At 71.4% G+C, this 15,220-nt stretch carries 14 protein-coding genes; 6 read left to right on the top strand and 8 right to left on the bottom strand.

The window, feature by feature from the left end:
- Nucleotides 1-6 precede the first annotated feature (6 nt).
- The gene (locus FAF44_RS13050; RefSeq protein WP_237103373.1) at nucleotides 7-516 is read right to left on the bottom strand and encodes a VOC family protein; all 510 of its coding nucleotides are present in this window, start codon (nucleotides 514-516) and stop codon (nucleotides 7-9) included.
- 168 nt (nucleotides 517-684) lie between these two features.
- On the opposite strand from FAF44_RS13050, the gene FAF44_RS13055 reads away from it, so the two are divergent.
- The 5 genes from FAF44_RS13055 (at nucleotide 685) to FAF44_RS13075 (ending at nucleotide 6,065) form a co-directional block, all read left to right on the top strand.
- A complete protein-coding gene (locus tag FAF44_RS13055; RefSeq protein ID WP_237103374.1) occupies nucleotides 685-873 on the top strand; it encodes a hypothetical protein in 189 nt (62 codons plus the stop codon).
- Nucleotides 874-1,073: 200 nt separating this feature from the next.
- On the top strand, nucleotides 1,074-2,507 hold the full coding sequence (locus FAF44_RS13060) for a xylulokinase (protein ID WP_237103375.1): 1,434 nt from the start codon (nucleotides 1,074-1,076) through the stop codon (nucleotides 2,505-2,507).
- A 200-nt stretch (nucleotides 2,508-2,707) separates the two neighbouring features.
- Complete coding sequence (locus tag FAF44_RS13065; protein ID WP_237103376.1) at nucleotides 2,708-3,382, top strand: DUF998 domain-containing protein; 675 nt, start codon at nucleotides 2,708-2,710, stop codon at nucleotides 3,380-3,382.
- A gap of 56 nt (nucleotides 3,383-3,438) precedes the next feature.
- Nucleotides 3,439-5,694 (top strand): nitrate- and nitrite sensing domain-containing protein, encoded by a 2,256-nt coding sequence (locus FAF44_RS13070; protein WP_237103377.1) that lies wholly within the window; start codon nucleotides 3,439-3,441, stop codon nucleotides 5,692-5,694.
- Nucleotides 5,691-6,065 carry a DUF742 domain-containing protein gene (locus tag FAF44_RS13075; protein WP_237103378.1) on the top strand — a complete coding sequence of 125 codons (375 nt, stop codon included), beginning with the start codon at nucleotides 5,691-5,693 and terminating at the stop codon, nucleotides 6,063-6,065. Before FAF44_RS13070 ends, FAF44_RS13075 begins: the two co-directional genes overlap by 4 nt.
- Before the next feature lie 9 nt (nucleotides 6,066-6,074).
- Here FAF44_RS13075 and FAF44_RS13080 read toward each other — a convergent pair whose 3' ends face one another.
- The 6 genes from FAF44_RS13080 to FAF44_RS13105 all read right to left on the bottom strand — a co-directional run bounded on the left by FAF44_RS13080 (nucleotide 6,075) and on the right by FAF44_RS13105 (nucleotide 12,137).
- Entirely contained in the window at nucleotides 6,075-6,647 is a 573-nt protein-coding gene (locus tag FAF44_RS13080; RefSeq protein WP_237103379.1) for an ATP/GTP-binding protein, read from the bottom strand.
- On the bottom strand, nucleotides 6,628-7,014 hold the full coding sequence (locus FAF44_RS13085; RefSeq protein ID WP_237103380.1) for a DUF742 domain-containing protein: 387 nt from the start codon (nucleotides 7,012-7,014) through the stop codon (nucleotides 6,628-6,630). Before FAF44_RS13085 ends, FAF44_RS13080 begins: the two co-directional genes overlap by 20 nt.
- The gene (locus FAF44_RS13090) at nucleotides 7,011-7,418 is read right to left on the bottom strand and encodes a roadblock/LC7 domain-containing protein (protein WP_237103381.1); all 408 of its coding nucleotides are present in this window, start codon (nucleotides 7,416-7,418) and stop codon (nucleotides 7,011-7,013) included. Before FAF44_RS13090 ends, FAF44_RS13085 begins: the two co-directional genes overlap by 4 nt.
- Entirely contained in the window at nucleotides 7,415-9,505 is a 2,091-nt protein-coding gene (locus FAF44_RS13095; RefSeq protein WP_237103382.1) for a nitrate- and nitrite sensing domain-containing protein, read from the bottom strand. The genes FAF44_RS13090 and FAF44_RS13095 overlap by 4 nt, the downstream gene beginning before the upstream one ends.
- Before the next feature lie 224 nt (nucleotides 9,506-9,729).
- On the bottom strand, nucleotides 9,730-10,590 hold the full coding sequence (locus FAF44_RS13100; protein ID WP_237103383.1) for a PrsW family intramembrane metalloprotease: 861 nt from the start codon (nucleotides 10,588-10,590) through the stop codon (nucleotides 9,730-9,732).
- Nucleotides 10,587-12,137: an FAD-dependent oxidoreductase gene (locus tag FAF44_RS13105; RefSeq protein ID WP_237103384.1), complete on the bottom strand. Its 1,551-nt coding sequence runs from the start codon at nucleotides 12,135-12,137 to the stop codon at nucleotides 10,587-10,589. Before FAF44_RS13105 ends, FAF44_RS13100 begins: the two co-directional genes overlap by 4 nt.
- A 262-nt stretch (nucleotides 12,138-12,399) precedes the next feature.
- On the opposite strand from FAF44_RS13105, the gene FAF44_RS13110 reads away from it, so the two are divergent.
- Nucleotides 12,400-13,074 carry a hypothetical protein gene (locus FAF44_RS13110; RefSeq protein ID WP_237103385.1) on the top strand — a complete coding sequence of 225 codons (675 nt, stop codon included), beginning with the start codon at nucleotides 12,400-12,402 and terminating at the stop codon, nucleotides 13,072-13,074.
- A 70-nt stretch (nucleotides 13,075-13,144) separates the two neighbouring features.
- Here FAF44_RS13110 and FAF44_RS13115 read toward each other — a convergent pair whose 3' ends face one another.
- On the bottom strand, nucleotides 13,145-15,181 hold the full coding sequence (locus tag FAF44_RS13115; protein ID WP_237103386.1) for a glycosyltransferase: 2,037 nt from the start codon (nucleotides 15,179-15,181) through the stop codon (nucleotides 13,145-13,147).
- Between the last annotated feature and the right edge of the window lie 39 nt (nucleotides 15,182-15,220).

A 15,220-nucleotide genomic window follows, 5' to 3' on the forward strand; every position in this document is an offset into this window, starting at 1 on the left:
GGTACGTCAAGCGGGGACGGACACGCCCACGCCGCCTCGGGTCCGGGCGCCGAACCGCCGCTTGTCGGCGTTCAGGTCGAGCGGGCGGATCGCGGTGCGTCCGGCGATGATCTCCTCGGTCAGCAGCGCGGCCGGGACCAGCCACGACACCTCGAACTCCAGCCCGTCGGGGTCGCGTGCGTACAGCGCCTTGGTGGTGCTGTGGTCGGAGGCGCCGACGAGCGCGTCCAGCTCGGCCAGCTTGGCCTGTACGCGCTCCAGCTCGTCCAGGGTGTCGACCTCCCACGCCAGGTGGTACAGGCCGACGGACGTGCGGCCGGCTCCCGAAGGGGCGGCCTGCGCGCCGATCTGGAACAGGCCCAGGTCGTGATCGTTGGACGAGCCCGGGGCCTGGAGGAAGGCGGCGCCCCGCATGCTCATGACGATCTCGAAACCGAGGGCCTCCTGGTAGAAGGCGACACTGCGCTCCACGTCGCGGACGTAGAGGACCGCGTGGTTGAGCCGTTGGACCGGCATGGTGTGCCCCTTTCGACAGGGTTCCGGGCCTCACGTTCCAATTTAGTTGAACGCGCATATATCTCGCGACGGCCAGATGAGGACGAACCGACACGCGGGGCGGGGTAGCGAGAAAACTGTCGTGCCGAGGCCGTAGCGTTCTCCCGGTACCCGACCGAGGAGAGGCTGATGTACGACACCGAAGAGGCGCTGTTCCGGGCGGTTCACGGGATCGCGGGCCGGTTCGCCGGCCAGCCCGTCCCCGTGGTCATGGACGCCTTGCTGCGTCATCTGCCCAAGGCCCCCGGCCTCGAGGTGACCGAGATCAGGAAGATCGCCGAGGAGATCAGCGTGGGGCGCGATCCCTCCGGGTTGTAGCCACCGCTTGTGGACGGGCGACCGCCGGGGGAGCATCGGACCATGGACGAGCGGGGCCGCGGGCGCGTGATCCGCCCCGGCGGGCCGCTCGGCCCCCGCCGGGAGCCCACGGGATACGGTCCTGGGGCAGCCGCGGCGCGCGGATACCATTTCTCCCATCTGAACCAGCTTGCGCTGGAGCACTTGTTAGGAGTTCGTGGGTGACGCTGGTCGCTGGGGTCGATTCCTCCACGCAGAGTTGCAAGGTCGTCATTCGAGACGCGCAGACGGGAGCACTGGTGCGGCAGGGCCGCGCCACCCACCCCGCGGGCACCGAGGTGCACCCCTCCCACTGGTGGGCCGCGTTACTGCGGGCCGTCGAGGAGGCCGGCGGGCTGCACGACGTCGCCGCCGTCAGCGTGGGCGGGCAGCAGCACGGCATGGTCTGCCTCGACGAGTCAGGCAACGTCGTACGCGACGCGCTGCTGTGGAACGACACCCGCTCCGCGCAGGCGGCCACCGACCTGACCGCCGAACTCGGCGGGCCGCAGGCGTGGGCCGACGCGGTCGGCGCGGTGCCCGTGGCGTCGTTCACGGTGACCAAGCTGCGCTGGCTGGCCGAGCACGAGCCGGACAACGCCCGCCGCACGGCCGCCGTCTGCCTGCCGCACGACTGGCTCACATGGCGGCTGTCGGGGGCGCTGGCCTCCGGCGTGCCCTTCTCGCCCGACGCCTGGGCGGACGCACCGCTGGCGCCGCTGTCCCACCTGGCCACCGACCGGGGTGACGCCTCGGGCACCGGCTACTGGTCGCCCGCGACGGGCGCGTACCGTACCGACCTGCTCAAGGCCGCCTTCGGGGCGGTCCCGCTGCTGCCCAGGGTGCTGGGGCCGGTCGAGGAGGTGGGCGCGGCCGTCGCCGGCGGCCCGGGCGCGGTGCTGATCGCGCCCGGCACGGGCGACAACATGGCCGCCGCGCTGGGCGTGGGCGCCAGGCCGGGCGACGTCGTGGTGTCGCTGGGCACGTCCGGCACGGTGTTCGCGGTGGCGGAGACGCCCAGCGCCGACCCCACGGGCGCGGTCGCCGGGTTCGCCGACGCGACGGGGCGCTTCCTGCCGCTGGTGTGCACGCTCAACGCCGCCCGCGTCATGGACGCCGCCGCCCGCGTCCTCGGGGTCTCGCTGGACGAGTTCGGCTCCCTCGCCCTCCAGGCGCCGCCCGGGGCCGACGGCCTCACCCTGGTGCCCTACCTCGAAGGCGAGCGCACCCCCAACCGTCCCACCGCGACCGGCTCCGTGCACGGCCTCACCCTCGCCACCTCGACCCCGGCCCACCTGGCCAGGGCCGCCGTCGAGGGCATGCTCTGCGGTCTCGCCGACGCGCTCGACGCGCTGGCCATGCGGCCGGAGCGGGTGCTGCTGATCGGCGGCGCGGCCCGCTCGGAGGCGGTCCGCCGGATCGCCCCGACGATCTTCGGCGTCCGGATCACGGTGCCGCCGCCCGCCGAGTACGTCGCCGACGGGGCGGCCTTCCAGGCGGCGACGCTGGTGGGCACGCCCGACTGGCAGTCGTCGGAGACGGCCTCGTACGAGGGGGCGGCGGTGCCGTCGATCCGCGAGCGCTACGCCCGCGCGACCGGCCACATCCTGGATTGACCCGCGCCGGGCGAGCGCCGCTCGGGGGCGTTCCCCGACGCGACGCCGCCCGCCGGGCATCGTCCCGGCCGCCACGAGAGGGCACGGGCCGGAAGGGCGTCGGCCCGGCCGCCGCGAGGGCCGGACTCAGGGGTGGGTCAGGGTCGGGTAGGGGGCCGCGCCGGATGCGCCGGCCCGCGTCCCGGCGCGAGAGTGAAGCCATGACCGCAGTGAAGAGGCTCTACCCCTGGATCGCCTGCGCCTCGATCCTGTTCTCGGTCGTCGCCGTGGTGGCGGGCCAGTTCGGCCCCGACCCTTACCTCGACCCCCTGAACGTCACCGTCAGCGAGTACGCCGTGTCGGACCGCGGGGGCATGACGGAGGTCGCCATGGCGGTGCTCGGGATCGGTTCCCTGGCGTTGCTGGCGGGGCTGCGGTCGGCCGGGGCGCCCGTCAGGGGAGCCCCGCAGTGGCTGCTGGCGGTGTGGTCGGTCGCCCTCGTGGTGGCGGCGCTGGTCCCGACCACGCCCATCGGCCACGACCTCGACACGGCGGCCATGGTCCACCGGTACGTCTCCGTCGCCGCCTTCGTGAGTCTGCCGGCCGCCGGCGCGCTGCTGGTCCCCAGATTGTCCTCGGACGCGTCGTGGAAGCCCGTGGCGCGGGTGGTGGAGTGGGTGGCCCTGGCGGGCGGTTTCGGGCTGCTGGCGATCACGTACGTGGCCATGCCGGGCGAGCGGGTGCTGATCGGCCTCGTCGAGCGGGTGCTGCTGGGCACGGAGGTGGCGTTGCTGGCGGTGCTGGCGGCCTGGCTGGTACGCCTGACGTGGTGGCCCGTTGTCACGAAGGCCGTAAATTTCCCGACATACCACAGATTTATCGCTAGTCGATCTTAAAACCATCTGTATCGGTGCTAGTCTCTCCCGCGATCTTCTATCCGGGAGCAGGTGTCATGGCATCGGGCAGATCCATCAGATTCAAGATCTCGACCCTGCTCGTCATCCCGTTGGTCTCCCTGATCACGCTCTGGGGCTTCGCCGCGAGCACCACGTCAGGCGAGGCTCTCAACCTGCTCAAGGTCGAGACCATCTGGACCGGCATCATCAACAACGCCGACGGACTGGTCGGCAACCTCCAGACCGAACGCCTGATCTCCGCCCAGCTCATCGCCGGGACGAGCGAGGACGAGGACGCGCTGGCCAAGGCGCGGGCCAAGGTCGACAACAACAACCGGACCCTGCGTCAGCGCGGCATGGCGGAGGACACCCAGTCGGCGCTCTCGCAGGACGCGCGGACCCAGCTCCAGACGGTCTTCGAGACCATCGACCGGCTGACGGACATCCGCCGCAAGGTGGACAACCGCCAGCTCACCCCCGGAAACCTGGTCACCGAGTACGCGCGGATCTCCGACGAGATCCACCTGCTGTACTCCCGGCTGACGGTGAGCACCGACCTGCAGCTCTCCCTGCAGGCCCAGGGCCTCATCGCCGCCGACGAAGTACGCGAGCTGCTCGCCCGTGAGCATGCCCTGGTGGTCGCCTCCAACGGCCGGGCGAGCATGCACGACATGCACCTGCTGGCCGCCATCAACGGCACCCGGGCCCACCTGTTCCCCAAGGCGCTGGCCAACCTCGACACCGAACTGCGCAGCCCGTTCGAGAAGCTGTACTACTCCCCCCGCTACGTCACGATGGAGAACCTCCTCGAGTCCTACATCAGCGGCCGGGCGCTCGACGTGGACCTCTGGCGGGGCATCTCGGACCAGGTGCAGAAGGAGTACCGCGACGCCGTCTGGAGCACCGGCGACAAGCTGCTGGCCAGGATGGAGCCCGCGGGCGTGGCCGTCATCGTGCGGGCCGCCGTCGCGGGCGCGCTCGGCCTGATCGCGGTCGTCGCCTCGATCGTCATCTCGATCAGGATCGGCCGCCGGCTCACCCGCGAGCTGGGGGCGCTGCGCCGTACCGCGCTGGACCTGGCGGAGATCAGGCTGCCCGACGTCGTGACCAAGCTGCGCAAGGGCGAGCGCGTGGACATCGCGGCCGAGGCCCCGCCCATCACGGTCGGCCAGAAGTCGACCAGCGAGGTCCGCGACCTCGCGGCGGCGTTCGACAGCGTGCAGCACACCGCCGTGGACGCCGCCGTCGAGCAGGCCAGGCTGCGCGAGGGTGTCTCCGAGGCGCTGCGGAACCTGGCCAGGCGCAGCCAGTCGCTGCTGCAGCGCCAGCTCCGGCTGCTGGACGAGATGCAGCGCCAGACCGAGGAGCCGGAGGCGCTGGAGCGCCTGTTCCGGCTCGACCACCTGACCACCCGCATGCGCCGCCACGCGGAGGGCCTCGTGCTGCTCTCGGGCGGCTCGGCGGGCCGCAGGTGGCGCGGCGCCATCCCGATGGAGGACGTGCTCAGCGGCGCCGCCGCCCAGGTCGAGGAGTACACCCGGGTCCGGGTCTACCCGATGCCCGAGTGCGGCGTCTCCGGCACGGCGGCGGCCGACCTCATGCACCTGTTCGCCGAGCTGATCGAGAACGCCACCACCTACTCCTCGCCCTGCAACGAGGTCTCCGTGCACGGGGAGATGGTCGGCAGGGGCTTCGCCGTCGAGATCGAGGACCGCGGCCTGGGCCTGGACGACGCCACCCGTAGGGCCATCAACGAGCGGCTGGCCAGCCCGCCGGAGTTCGACCCCGCGCAGACGCAGCGGCTCGGGTTCGCGGTGGCCGGCATGCTCGCGGCCCGGCACGGCGTCAAGGTCACGCTCAAGCCGTCGCCGTACGGGGGGACCACGGCCATCGTGCTCGTGCCGGCCACGCTGGTCGAGCAGTTGGCGACGCCCGTGCCGCCGGTGGAGTTCGAGCCGGTCTCGGTGGTCAGGACGGAGCCCACGGGGCCCGGCGAGCTGCCGCGCCGGGTCCGCACCAGCAAACGGAGCGGGGTCGCCGCCGGCAACGTGCCGAGCCCGGCGCTCCCGCAGCAGGCCCAGCCGCAGGACGAGCCGCCGCAGCAGTTGCCGCGCCGCCGGCGCGACCCGGGGCTGCCGCAGCGGCAACGGCAGACGGGGCAGCCGCAGCGGCTGAAGGAGGCGTCGCCCGCCGCCACGCCACCGGTCGAGGAGCGTACACCGGAGGAGACCAGGGCCCTGCTCTCCTCGCTCCAGTCCGGCTGGCAGCGCGGGCGGCAGGACAACGATCAGGATGGGGGATCTCAATCGTGAGCCGCGAGCACGAGTGGGTTGACGAGGAGGCCGGGCCCGTCGTGCGGCCGTACGCGGTCGCACGCGGACGCACGCGGTCCGCCTCCTCGGAGGTCGACCTGCTGGCGATCGTCGTCTCGACGGGGACGCCCGTCCCGTCCAAGGCCGAGTTGGGCGCTCAGCACCGGCGCCTGCTGGCCTGCGTGACGGGGCAGGGCAGGCCCCTCGTGGAGATCGCCTCCGACGTGGGCCTGCCCGTCGGTGTCGTACGGGTGCTGCTGGGGGACCTGCTGGAGCACGACCTGGTCACGGTGCGCCCGCCACGTGACAAGGCCGTCACCCCGTCGGAGAGCCTGCTCCGCGAGGTGATCAACGGTCTCCGGGCGCTCTGACCCGGGGGGTCAGTTGGCCGAGGTGAGCGTCCGCAGGGAGTGCTCGACCAGCGTGACCATGATCTCCTTGGCCGAGTTCCTGCGGCGCACGTCGCAGAGCATGACCGGCACGTCGTCGTCCAGGTCGAGCGCGATGCGCACGTCGTCCACGGTGTGCCGGGCCGCGCCTTCGAAGCAGTTGACGGCCACCACGAACGGCGTGCCGCGCTGCTCGAAGTAGTCGACCGAGGGGAAGCAGTCGGTCAGCCGCCGGGTGTCGGCGATCACGACCGCGCCCAGTGCGCCGTGGCTCAGCTCGTCCCACATGAACCAGAAGCGCTCCTGCCCGGGGGTGCCGAACAGGTAGACGACCAGCCCGTCGCGGATCGTGATGCGGCCGAAGTCCATCGCCACGGTCGTGGTCGTCTTGGCCTCGACCCCGTCGATGTCGTCGACGCCGATCCCGCGGTCGGAGAGCACCTCCTCCGTGCGCAGCGGCTTGATCTCGCTGATCGACCCGACCAGGGTGGTCTTGCCGACGCCGAACCCGCCGGCGATCAGGATCTTGAGCGCGACGGGGTCCTCAGAGAGCACGGAGTCCATTGATCACTTCCTTGAGAATGCGCTCATTCGACCGCGCCCCTCCGGCAGAGGGTGACGTCACCGAGATGAGGCCGTGGTCACGCATGTCACCCAGCAGCACCCGGACGACGCCGACGGGCAGGTCGAGCTCGACGGCCAGGTCGGCCACCGAGATCGGGTCACGTGCCGCCCGCAGGATGAGCTGCTGTTCCGGCCCGACGCCGCCCGGTCCACCATTGGGCCCGCCACCGGGACCACCGCCGATGGTGCGGACGGTGGCCACGAGGTCGAACGCGTCTCCCGAGGAGCGCGTACGACCGCGAATGAGCGCATAAGGCCGGACGACCGGCCCGGCCTCCTCATCGAACCACTGCGGGCCATCGCTCATGACGCTCCAGCGCGCGGGTTGGTGCTGATGTGCTGGCCCACCCGCTTGACCAGCATCGCCATCTCGTAGGCGATCTGGCCGACGTCCACGCTCGCGTCGGCGATCACGGCCAGGCAGGTGCCCTGGCCGGCCGCCGTCACGAACAGGAACGCCGACTCCATCTCCACGATCGTCTGGCGCACGTCACCGCCGCCGAAGTGGCGGCCGGTGCCTCTGGCCAGGCTCTGGAAACCGGCGGCCACCGCCGACAGGTGCTCGGCGTCCTCACGGGCCAGTCCCTTGGAATGGCCCACGGCCAGGCCGTCGGTCGACAGGATGACCGCCTGGCGCACCGCGGCCACTCTCGTGGCGAGGTCGTCCAGCAGCCAGTTCAGCTCACCGGTGTTGGTGGTCGGCGCACTCATGCATCCCCCTTACTCACGTGCCCCTCCTCAGAGGCTTCTTCTCTGGCGCGTTTGGTTCCCCGCTGGAATGCCGAGAACAGGTCGCGTACCTCGTCGGGAGAGCGTTCCGCGGCCTGCTCCGGGCCGGACACGGGCGCGGGCTCGGGCGCGGGCACAGGCTCCGGCGGCGCTTCCTTGAGCTGCGGCACCAGGTTGGCCTGCCGCACCCGCCTGGGCAGCCCCGCGTGGTGGGTGCCCGAGGTGACGACCGCGAGGGCCTTCTTCCGCGTACGGCTCGGCAGCGCGGCCTTGCCGTCACCGGCGGGCGGCTCCGGCGCGGCCCGTTCGGCCACCAGTGAGCGCGGCACCAGCAGGATGGCCGTGGTGCCGCCGAAGGGCGAGCGGCGCAGCAGCACCTTGATCCCGTGCCGCGCGGCCAGCGTGGCGACCACGAACAGGCCCAGCCGGTCGCTGTCGGCCAGGTCGAACTCGGGAGGGGAGGCGAGCAGCGCGTTGAAGCGGTCGTACTCGGAGGCCGGCAGCCCGAGCCCTTTGTCCTCCACCTCGATGGCGTATCCGTTGCTCACCATGTCGCCGCGCACCTGGACCAGGGTGTCGGGCGGGGAGTAGATGGTGGCGTTCTCGACCAGTTCGGCGACCAGGTGGGTGACGTCGGCCGCGGCGGTGCCCTCGATGGCGCCGTCCGGCATGGCCTCCACGGCGACCCTGGTGTAGTCCTCGATCTCGGAGACCGCGGCCCGGACGATGTCGATCACGGGCACGGGCCGGCGCCAGGCACGTCCCGGCGCGGCGCCGGACAGCACGATCAGGCTCTCGGCGTGCCGGCGCATGCGGGTGGTCAGGTGGTCCAGGCGGAAGAGCTCCTCCAGCCTGTCGGGGTCGTGCGTACGCCGCTGCATGCCGTCGAGCAGCGCGAGCTGCCGGTGCAGCAGGCCCTGCTTGCGCCGGGCGAGGTTGAGGAAGACCTGGCCGATCCCGCGCCGCAGCGCCGCCTGGCCGACCGCGGCCGTCACGGCGGTGCGCTGCACGGAGCCGAAGGCGCCGGCCACGTCGGAGATCTCGGCGGAACCGCTGACCCTGATCGCCTTGACCTCCTTCCGCACGTCGACGTCCTCACCCCTGCGCAGCCGCGCCACGATGTCGGGCAGCCGCTCCTGCGACAGCTCGACCGCGGCCGTGCGCAGCCCGCCCAGTTCCGCCGCCAGGCGACGACCGAAGCGTACAGAGATGATGATCGACGCGAGCACGGCGATCAAGCCGAGGCCGCCCGCGAGGCCGATCTCCACGACGGTGCCGGTGGCGGCCTCCGAGGTGCGGACGGCGAGGGTGTCGGAGGAGCCCTTACCCAGGTCGTCGAGGCGGGCGACGAGCTTGTCGAGGGCCTGGTGCCAGCTCTGGGCGTCGGGCGGGGGCGCGCCGGTCTTGATGATCCGCGACTCCATGGTCGCGAAGGTGAGGTACGGCTCGGTGGCGAAGACCTGCTCGTACGGCCTGCGCAGCGTCACGTCGAGCCCGGCCAGGCCGCGCGAGTGCAGGAACTTCCTGGAGGCCGCGTACTCGGTGAAGGCGGCGGTCTCCGACTCGGTGAGCCGGCGGTCGGCCAGGGCGCCGATGACGAGGGCGTGCTCCCTGGCGATGTACTCCCTGGCCATGCCGATGGCCTGGAGCGAGGAGGCCTGCTGGAAGATGTCGAGGTCGGAGACGGAGATCAGGTGGTCGTAGAGCTGGAAGATGGCGTCGAGAACGCGGTTGTACTCGTTCAGGCCGGTCAGCCGGGAGCTGATGCCGCTGTCGATGTCCGACCGGATCGAGCCCAGCCTGTTGAGTGCGGAGTCGAGGTCTCCGAGCGCCTGGCGCAGGTCGTCGCCGACCGAGTTGCCGGCGTCGGTGACGGCCTGCCTGAAGTCGGCGACGGACCGGTCGGTGCGGGCTCGCTGGCCGCCGAGCACCTGGGTGAGTTCACGCGTAGTGAGCGCCTCCGCGGAGCGCACGCGTTCAGCCTGAAGCTGTAATCCCAGGTCGGTGGAGGTGACGCCGATCGTGTCGTAGAGAGTGCTCGCGCGGAGCAGTGACTGGGCGTCGCCCATTGTGAGGTTGAGAACGAAACCCCATAGCGCGCTCAAAGACAGGAGGGGTAGTAGCAGCAATAGGAAGATCTTGAACCGAATTGACCGGTTTCGCGAGCCCATGTCCCAACCTCGAGTCGGGGGCATTTCCACACCTTGTGTAAATACACCTCCGGAAGATCGCACAGGAGACTAGCACCGATTATGCTTCCGGCGCAGTGGGAGGAAGGCGTTCATTACCGTGATTATTGGGACAAGATCCTGCGGTCGCGGCGCCCCGACACGACGGTCGCCCACAGCCACACGAGCGCGACCAGCGAGATCACGATGAGTCCACCCCAGTTCACCAGCGTGTACACGTGCACCTGCCACTCCGTCACGTGCGGCACCCGGCCGATGCGCAGCAGCTCGAACTGCCAGGGCTGCCCGGTCAGCACGAGCGTGATCGCGATCGCGATGGCGCTCATCGAGTCCCACATGGCGTGCAGCAGCGAGACCCCGAGGTAGGTCAGCACCACGGGCGCGGTGAGCCGGCCGCCCGCGCGGAACAGCGCGCCGCCCGCGATCGCGGTCCAGAGGCCGTGCCCGACCGGGGTCAGGATGCCGCGCAGCACCTCGGTCTCGACGAGCTGGGCCAGCGACAGGCCGTCGGCGGTGAACAGGGCGTTGAAGGCGTAGCCGGCGCTCTCGAAGGCGGCGAAGCCGAAGCCGACGGTCGCGCCCAGCACCACGCCGTCCCTGGTCGCGCGCCGGACCATGTGCCGGGTGACGAACATCAGGGCCGCCAGCTTGACGCCCTCCTCGATCAGCCCGACCAGCAGGTACATGATGACCGACGGCCGGATCAGCCAGCTCTCCAGCAGGGACGCCCCGAGCACGCCCAGCACGCCGCCCACCACGAACGCCACGAACAGCCGCTCGACCGTCACCTCGGGCGAGCGCCCCCGCCCGTACGCCCAGACCACGAACGTCACCGGCACCAGGAAACTGCCGAACAGCACCACCGTCGGCACCAGGTTGGAGTTCCCGGTCCACGCGGTCACGACCACGGTGGCCAGCCACAGCACGAGGCCCGTCGCGAAGATCCGCCACCACAGCCGCTTCATCGTCCCGCCTCCCCGAAGAACTCCTCGACCGCCCGGTGCGCGGCCAGCACGGCCGCCTCACCACGGGCGGCGGGCCCGGCGGCGGGCGCCGAGTCGGAGCCCGCGATCGCGATCCGGCCGAACCGGCCGCGCGCCGCGTCCGCCGGGAGCGGACCGTCCGGGTAGAACGGGTGCCACGGCCGGCAGTACTCGGGCGCGAGCGCGTGCCCCCACCGGTGCACCGTGATCGCCGCGACGCCGCCGCCCGGGTCGAAGCCGGCCGGGCCGAGCAGCCGGGCGAGCTGGTCGCGGACACCGCGCTCCAGCGCCTCGTACGGCGTGCCGAGCAGGTCGCGCCGGCCCGCCGCCGAGCCCGCGTCCGGCCCCAGCTCGGAGCGGCACGGCGTGGCCAGCAGCCGCACCGTGTCCGGGGGCGCGAACGCGCACACGTTCCAGTACGCGCCCGTCCAGCGCACCCGCCGCACGCCCAGCCGCCGCCAGGCCGCCGCGTCGCGCAGCCGTACGGTGGCCCGCAGCAGCGGCACCCGCGTCGCCCGCCGCAGCGCCCGCCCCCGCTCGGCCGGCAGGTCCGGCACGAGGTACGGCACGACCGCGCTCCAGCAGGCCAGGATCACCGCCCCGGCCTCCACGGTGCGCACCTGGTCGCCGTCGAAGTAGCCCACGGTCGCGGACCGGACGCCGTCCCGTACGGACACCACGGGGCTGCCCGCGCGCACCCGCGCCCGGCCGTCCACCGGCGGCACGGCGGTCGCCGGCGCGGGCCCGTGCCAGCCCCGGCGCACGGTCGGGGAGTTGTAGCGGGACGGCTCGTCCCGGCTCAGCCCCAGCCCGCCGAACCCCGGGTACCCGGTGCCCCAGGCGTCGATCGCGCCGAACGCCCGCGTGTCGTAGCCCCACTCTGGACACGACATCGTGCGGGAGAACCGCTCCACGTCCTGGTGCGCGCCGCACACCTCGCGCAGGAACTGCGAGTACGTCAGCCCCGCAAGCCGCTCCTGCTTGGCCGCGGCCGGCAGCCCGGGGAACCAGTCGGGCGGGTCGTCGTGCAGCGCGCTCAGGTCGCGCCGCGCCCGCGCGGCGATCGGCAGCCGGTCGATCCAGCCGGGTGACGTGGTCGTGACCAGCGTGTCCGTGCCGAAGCTCTCCTGGTCGCACATCACCGCGTCGAACGGTTCCGGCCCGTCCAGCCCGCCGGGGTCGCCGGGGAGTTCGTCGTGGTTGTCGAGGACGAGCACGCCGGCCCGCGGACGGCGGCGCAGCCACTCGGCCGCCGCGCTCCGCCCGCCGCGTCCCCCGCCGACCACGACCAGGTCGTAGCTCTCGCCGGTGGGCACGGGAGGTCCCGCGTACTCCCAGAACCGGCCGTCACGCAGGGCGTGCGGCACGCCGAGCGCCGCGCCGGTGTCCCCGCGGACGGTGAACGCGTCCGGCCGGTCGCAGGGCCCGGCGGACGTGCCGGCCGCCACGCAGCTCACGGCGATGCCGTCGAAGAAGTCGCGGCGGGAAATGGGCGCGTCCATGCCGAGCGCGTGCGCAGTCAAGCTCATGCCGCGATCATCAGCAGCGGGGAGAAATGCCGCATCGGACCGCGCAGCGTCCCGGGGAACATTTTGCGCACCCTGTTACCGCGAATGCCGCTTTGCCGGGTCGCATCGCCGTCGTCCGCATCGGCCCAGGTAGTAGCCGGACGGCGAATCGGGAATCACTCGTAAAGCCGCTTAATCCCGTGAATAGCGACGTTACTCGGTGTCTCGCTCCCGGCTTCCTCTAGCGTTTTGGTCAATGTCGATGTAGTGAAATGGAGCGGCCATGCACAAAGTCATTCCCGGCCTGTTTCTGAGCACTCTGGTCCTCGCCGGGTGCTCGGCCGCCGAAGAGCCCAAGTCGCCCGCGGCCTCCGCGCCGCCCGCCCAGACGGCCGCCGCGAGCGTCAAGCTGCGGGCCGCGCTGCTGCCGGCGCCCAAGGGCATGACCGTCGCGTACGGGCCGGAGACGGGCGCGTTCGGCTCGCTCAAGTCCACCAAGCAGGGGATGGAGGCGCTGCGCCAGGCCAAGGCGCAGCACCCCGAGTGCGCGGGGGCCGCCCAACTCGACGCCGCCAAGCCGGAGGTCGCCGAGTCGCCCGCCGCAGTGGTCGCCTTCTCCGCGGACCGCGGCTCGATCACGCAGGCGGTGGTGTCGCTGCCGGCGGCCGCCTTCCCCGAGCCGCTGCCGCAGCAGTGCGCCGACTACACGGCCGACGTGGGCGGCACGCAGATCACGTACACGACGAAGACCCTCGACATGCCCGCCAAGGGTGACCAGTCGCGGGCCTACCTGACCACGGCGGCGGGCGACAAGCAGAACGCGCAGATCGGCTCGGTCATGATCAGGCGGGGCAACCTGATCATGAGCATGCTGGTGGTGGGGCAGCGGGTCAAGCCGCAGGGCCTGTACGAGCTCGCCGACCTCGCCGACCAGAACCTGGTCCGCGCGACGGCATGACCCCGCTGGTCCGCGGGGAGCCAGGGGGCGGCGGCCTGGCCGGCTCGGGGCCGGTCAGGATCCCCCGGGCTCAGATCAGGACGTGGTCGTCCGGGCGGCCGACGAAGGAGAACTGGGCGTTCCTGGTCAGCTTGATGTGGTCGGCCTGCCAGGTGTGCATCGAGGTGTCGGCGCTGCGCCAGTAGACGAAGTTGAACCGGTCCGCCGAGTAGATCTTGACCCCGTCCTCCTTGAGCCGCCGTACGAGGTGGGTGTCCTCGCCCCGCGTGATGTCGGCGAACGGGTAGGCCCGGAACAGTTCGGCCTTCCCGAGGAACGTCCCGCCCTGGACCAGCCACGAGTAGCGGTGTTCGAGCCCCGGCAGCCGGAGCATCGTGGTGTTGCTGCCCTCGAAGTACGCGTAGTGCGCGCCCTTCCCGGTCAGCTCCGCGTCGGAGTAGTCGAAGGAGCGCTCCAGGTCCGACAGGTAGTGCTCCCCGTAGAGGTTGTCGTCGTCCATCTTGGCGATCAGCTCGCCCTCGGCGGCGGCGATGCCCAGGTTCATGCACGCGCCGAGCGACAGCGAGGCGTCGGCGGGCAGGACGGTGACGTCGGAGACGCCCGCCATGCGAGCCTTGTCCGCCACCACGACGGGGTCGATGTCCAGCCCGTGCAGCACCATGACGAGCTGCAGCGGCCGGTGGCGCTGCTTGGCCACCGAGGAGATCGCGTGCTCGATCTGGGAGGCGCGGTTGGTGGGCAGCACGACCGTGATCGAGCGTGACCGGGACGTCACCTGCTGCCCGAGGTCCTGGAGGATCTGGTCGACGCGGTGCGAGAACAGGTGCTTGTCGAACACCTCGCGCATCGCCAGGTGCCCCATCCTGGCCCGCAGCTCCGGGCTGTTGATCAGGTGCAGGACCTGGTTGTACGACTCGATCGGCTCACGCGCGATGGGGATCAGCTCGCCGAACGTCTCCTCGATCGCCCGCGACCACCCCGACACCACGGGCGTCGCGCAGGCGGACAGCTCGAAGACGCGCCGCGCGCACATGGTCGGCGAGTCGAGCACCGAGTTGACGTTGAGGAAGACCTTGTACATCCGGTACGCGGCCAGCATCTGGTCGTAGGGCAGTTCGCCCACGATGTGCGGGCGGTACTTCTCCGGCCAGGCGTACTTCTCGTCCACCTCGCCGTTGCGGGCGAAGATGTGCATCCCCAGTTCCCTGACCGGGTCGAGCACGGTCTCCATCTGCTCGCGCCGCTCGGGGTGCTTGTCGCGGAAGTACATCCCGGCGAAGACGACGTCGTGCAGCCGGCCCTTGTTCTGCTGGATCGGGTTGTGCACGCGGGGCTGGGCGGCGAACTGCAGCACGTCCACCCGGTCGTGGCCCAGAGTTTCCCGATATTTCGGCAGCATGTCACCGTCGCAGGTGAACACGTAGTCGAAGAGCTTGGCCGTGTCGATGAAGAAGTCGAAGTTCGGCGGGTCCTCCTTGTTCCAGAAGACCGTCGGGATGCCCTCGCTCCTGCACCAGGCCACCAGGTCGCGCAGCGGCTCCTTGGGGGCGTTCGTGCCGGTCATCTGGTAGCGCCAGCGGCCCTGGTTCCCGTGCCAGGCCGACTCGCAGAACAGCAGGTCGGGACGCTTCTCGGCGAAGATCTCCGGCCAGTCCTTGAGCCCGAACTCGATCTGGTCCCACTCGTAGCGGAAGGCCATGCGGGAGAAGTCGTCGAGGATCACCGCGACCTTCAGGTCGGGACGGGTGACCGGGCCCTTCGGCCATTTGGCGGGCGGCACCTCGACCAGCGGCGGCCGGTTGCCGGCCGTCTCGATCACCTCGGTGACGGGGACGGGCGGCTTGGGCGCCCGCTGCTTGGACCGCACCGCCTCGACGATCTTCCCCGGGCTCTTCGAGCCCAGGGCCTCGCCCAGCTTGAACGTGCGTTTGGCCTGCGTGGCCTCCAGCTTCCAGGAGGCGTACGCGGCCTTGGCCTCGGCCACCTCCAGCCGCCGTCGCAGCTCCCTGACCTCGGCTTCGTACCGTTCGACGAGCTTGCGCTCCTCGGGCAGCCAGTTCACGGGCCCGAGCCGTTGGTAAGCGGGCTGTTCGGGGGTTTCGGCCATGGTGGTACGCCTATCGCTCAGCGGAGGTATGTCATAGTA

Source organism: Nonomuraea sp. MG754425 (genome assembly GCF_021699195.1).
Lineage (GTDB): Bacteria > Actinomycetota > Actinomycetes > Streptosporangiales > Streptosporangiaceae > Nonomuraea.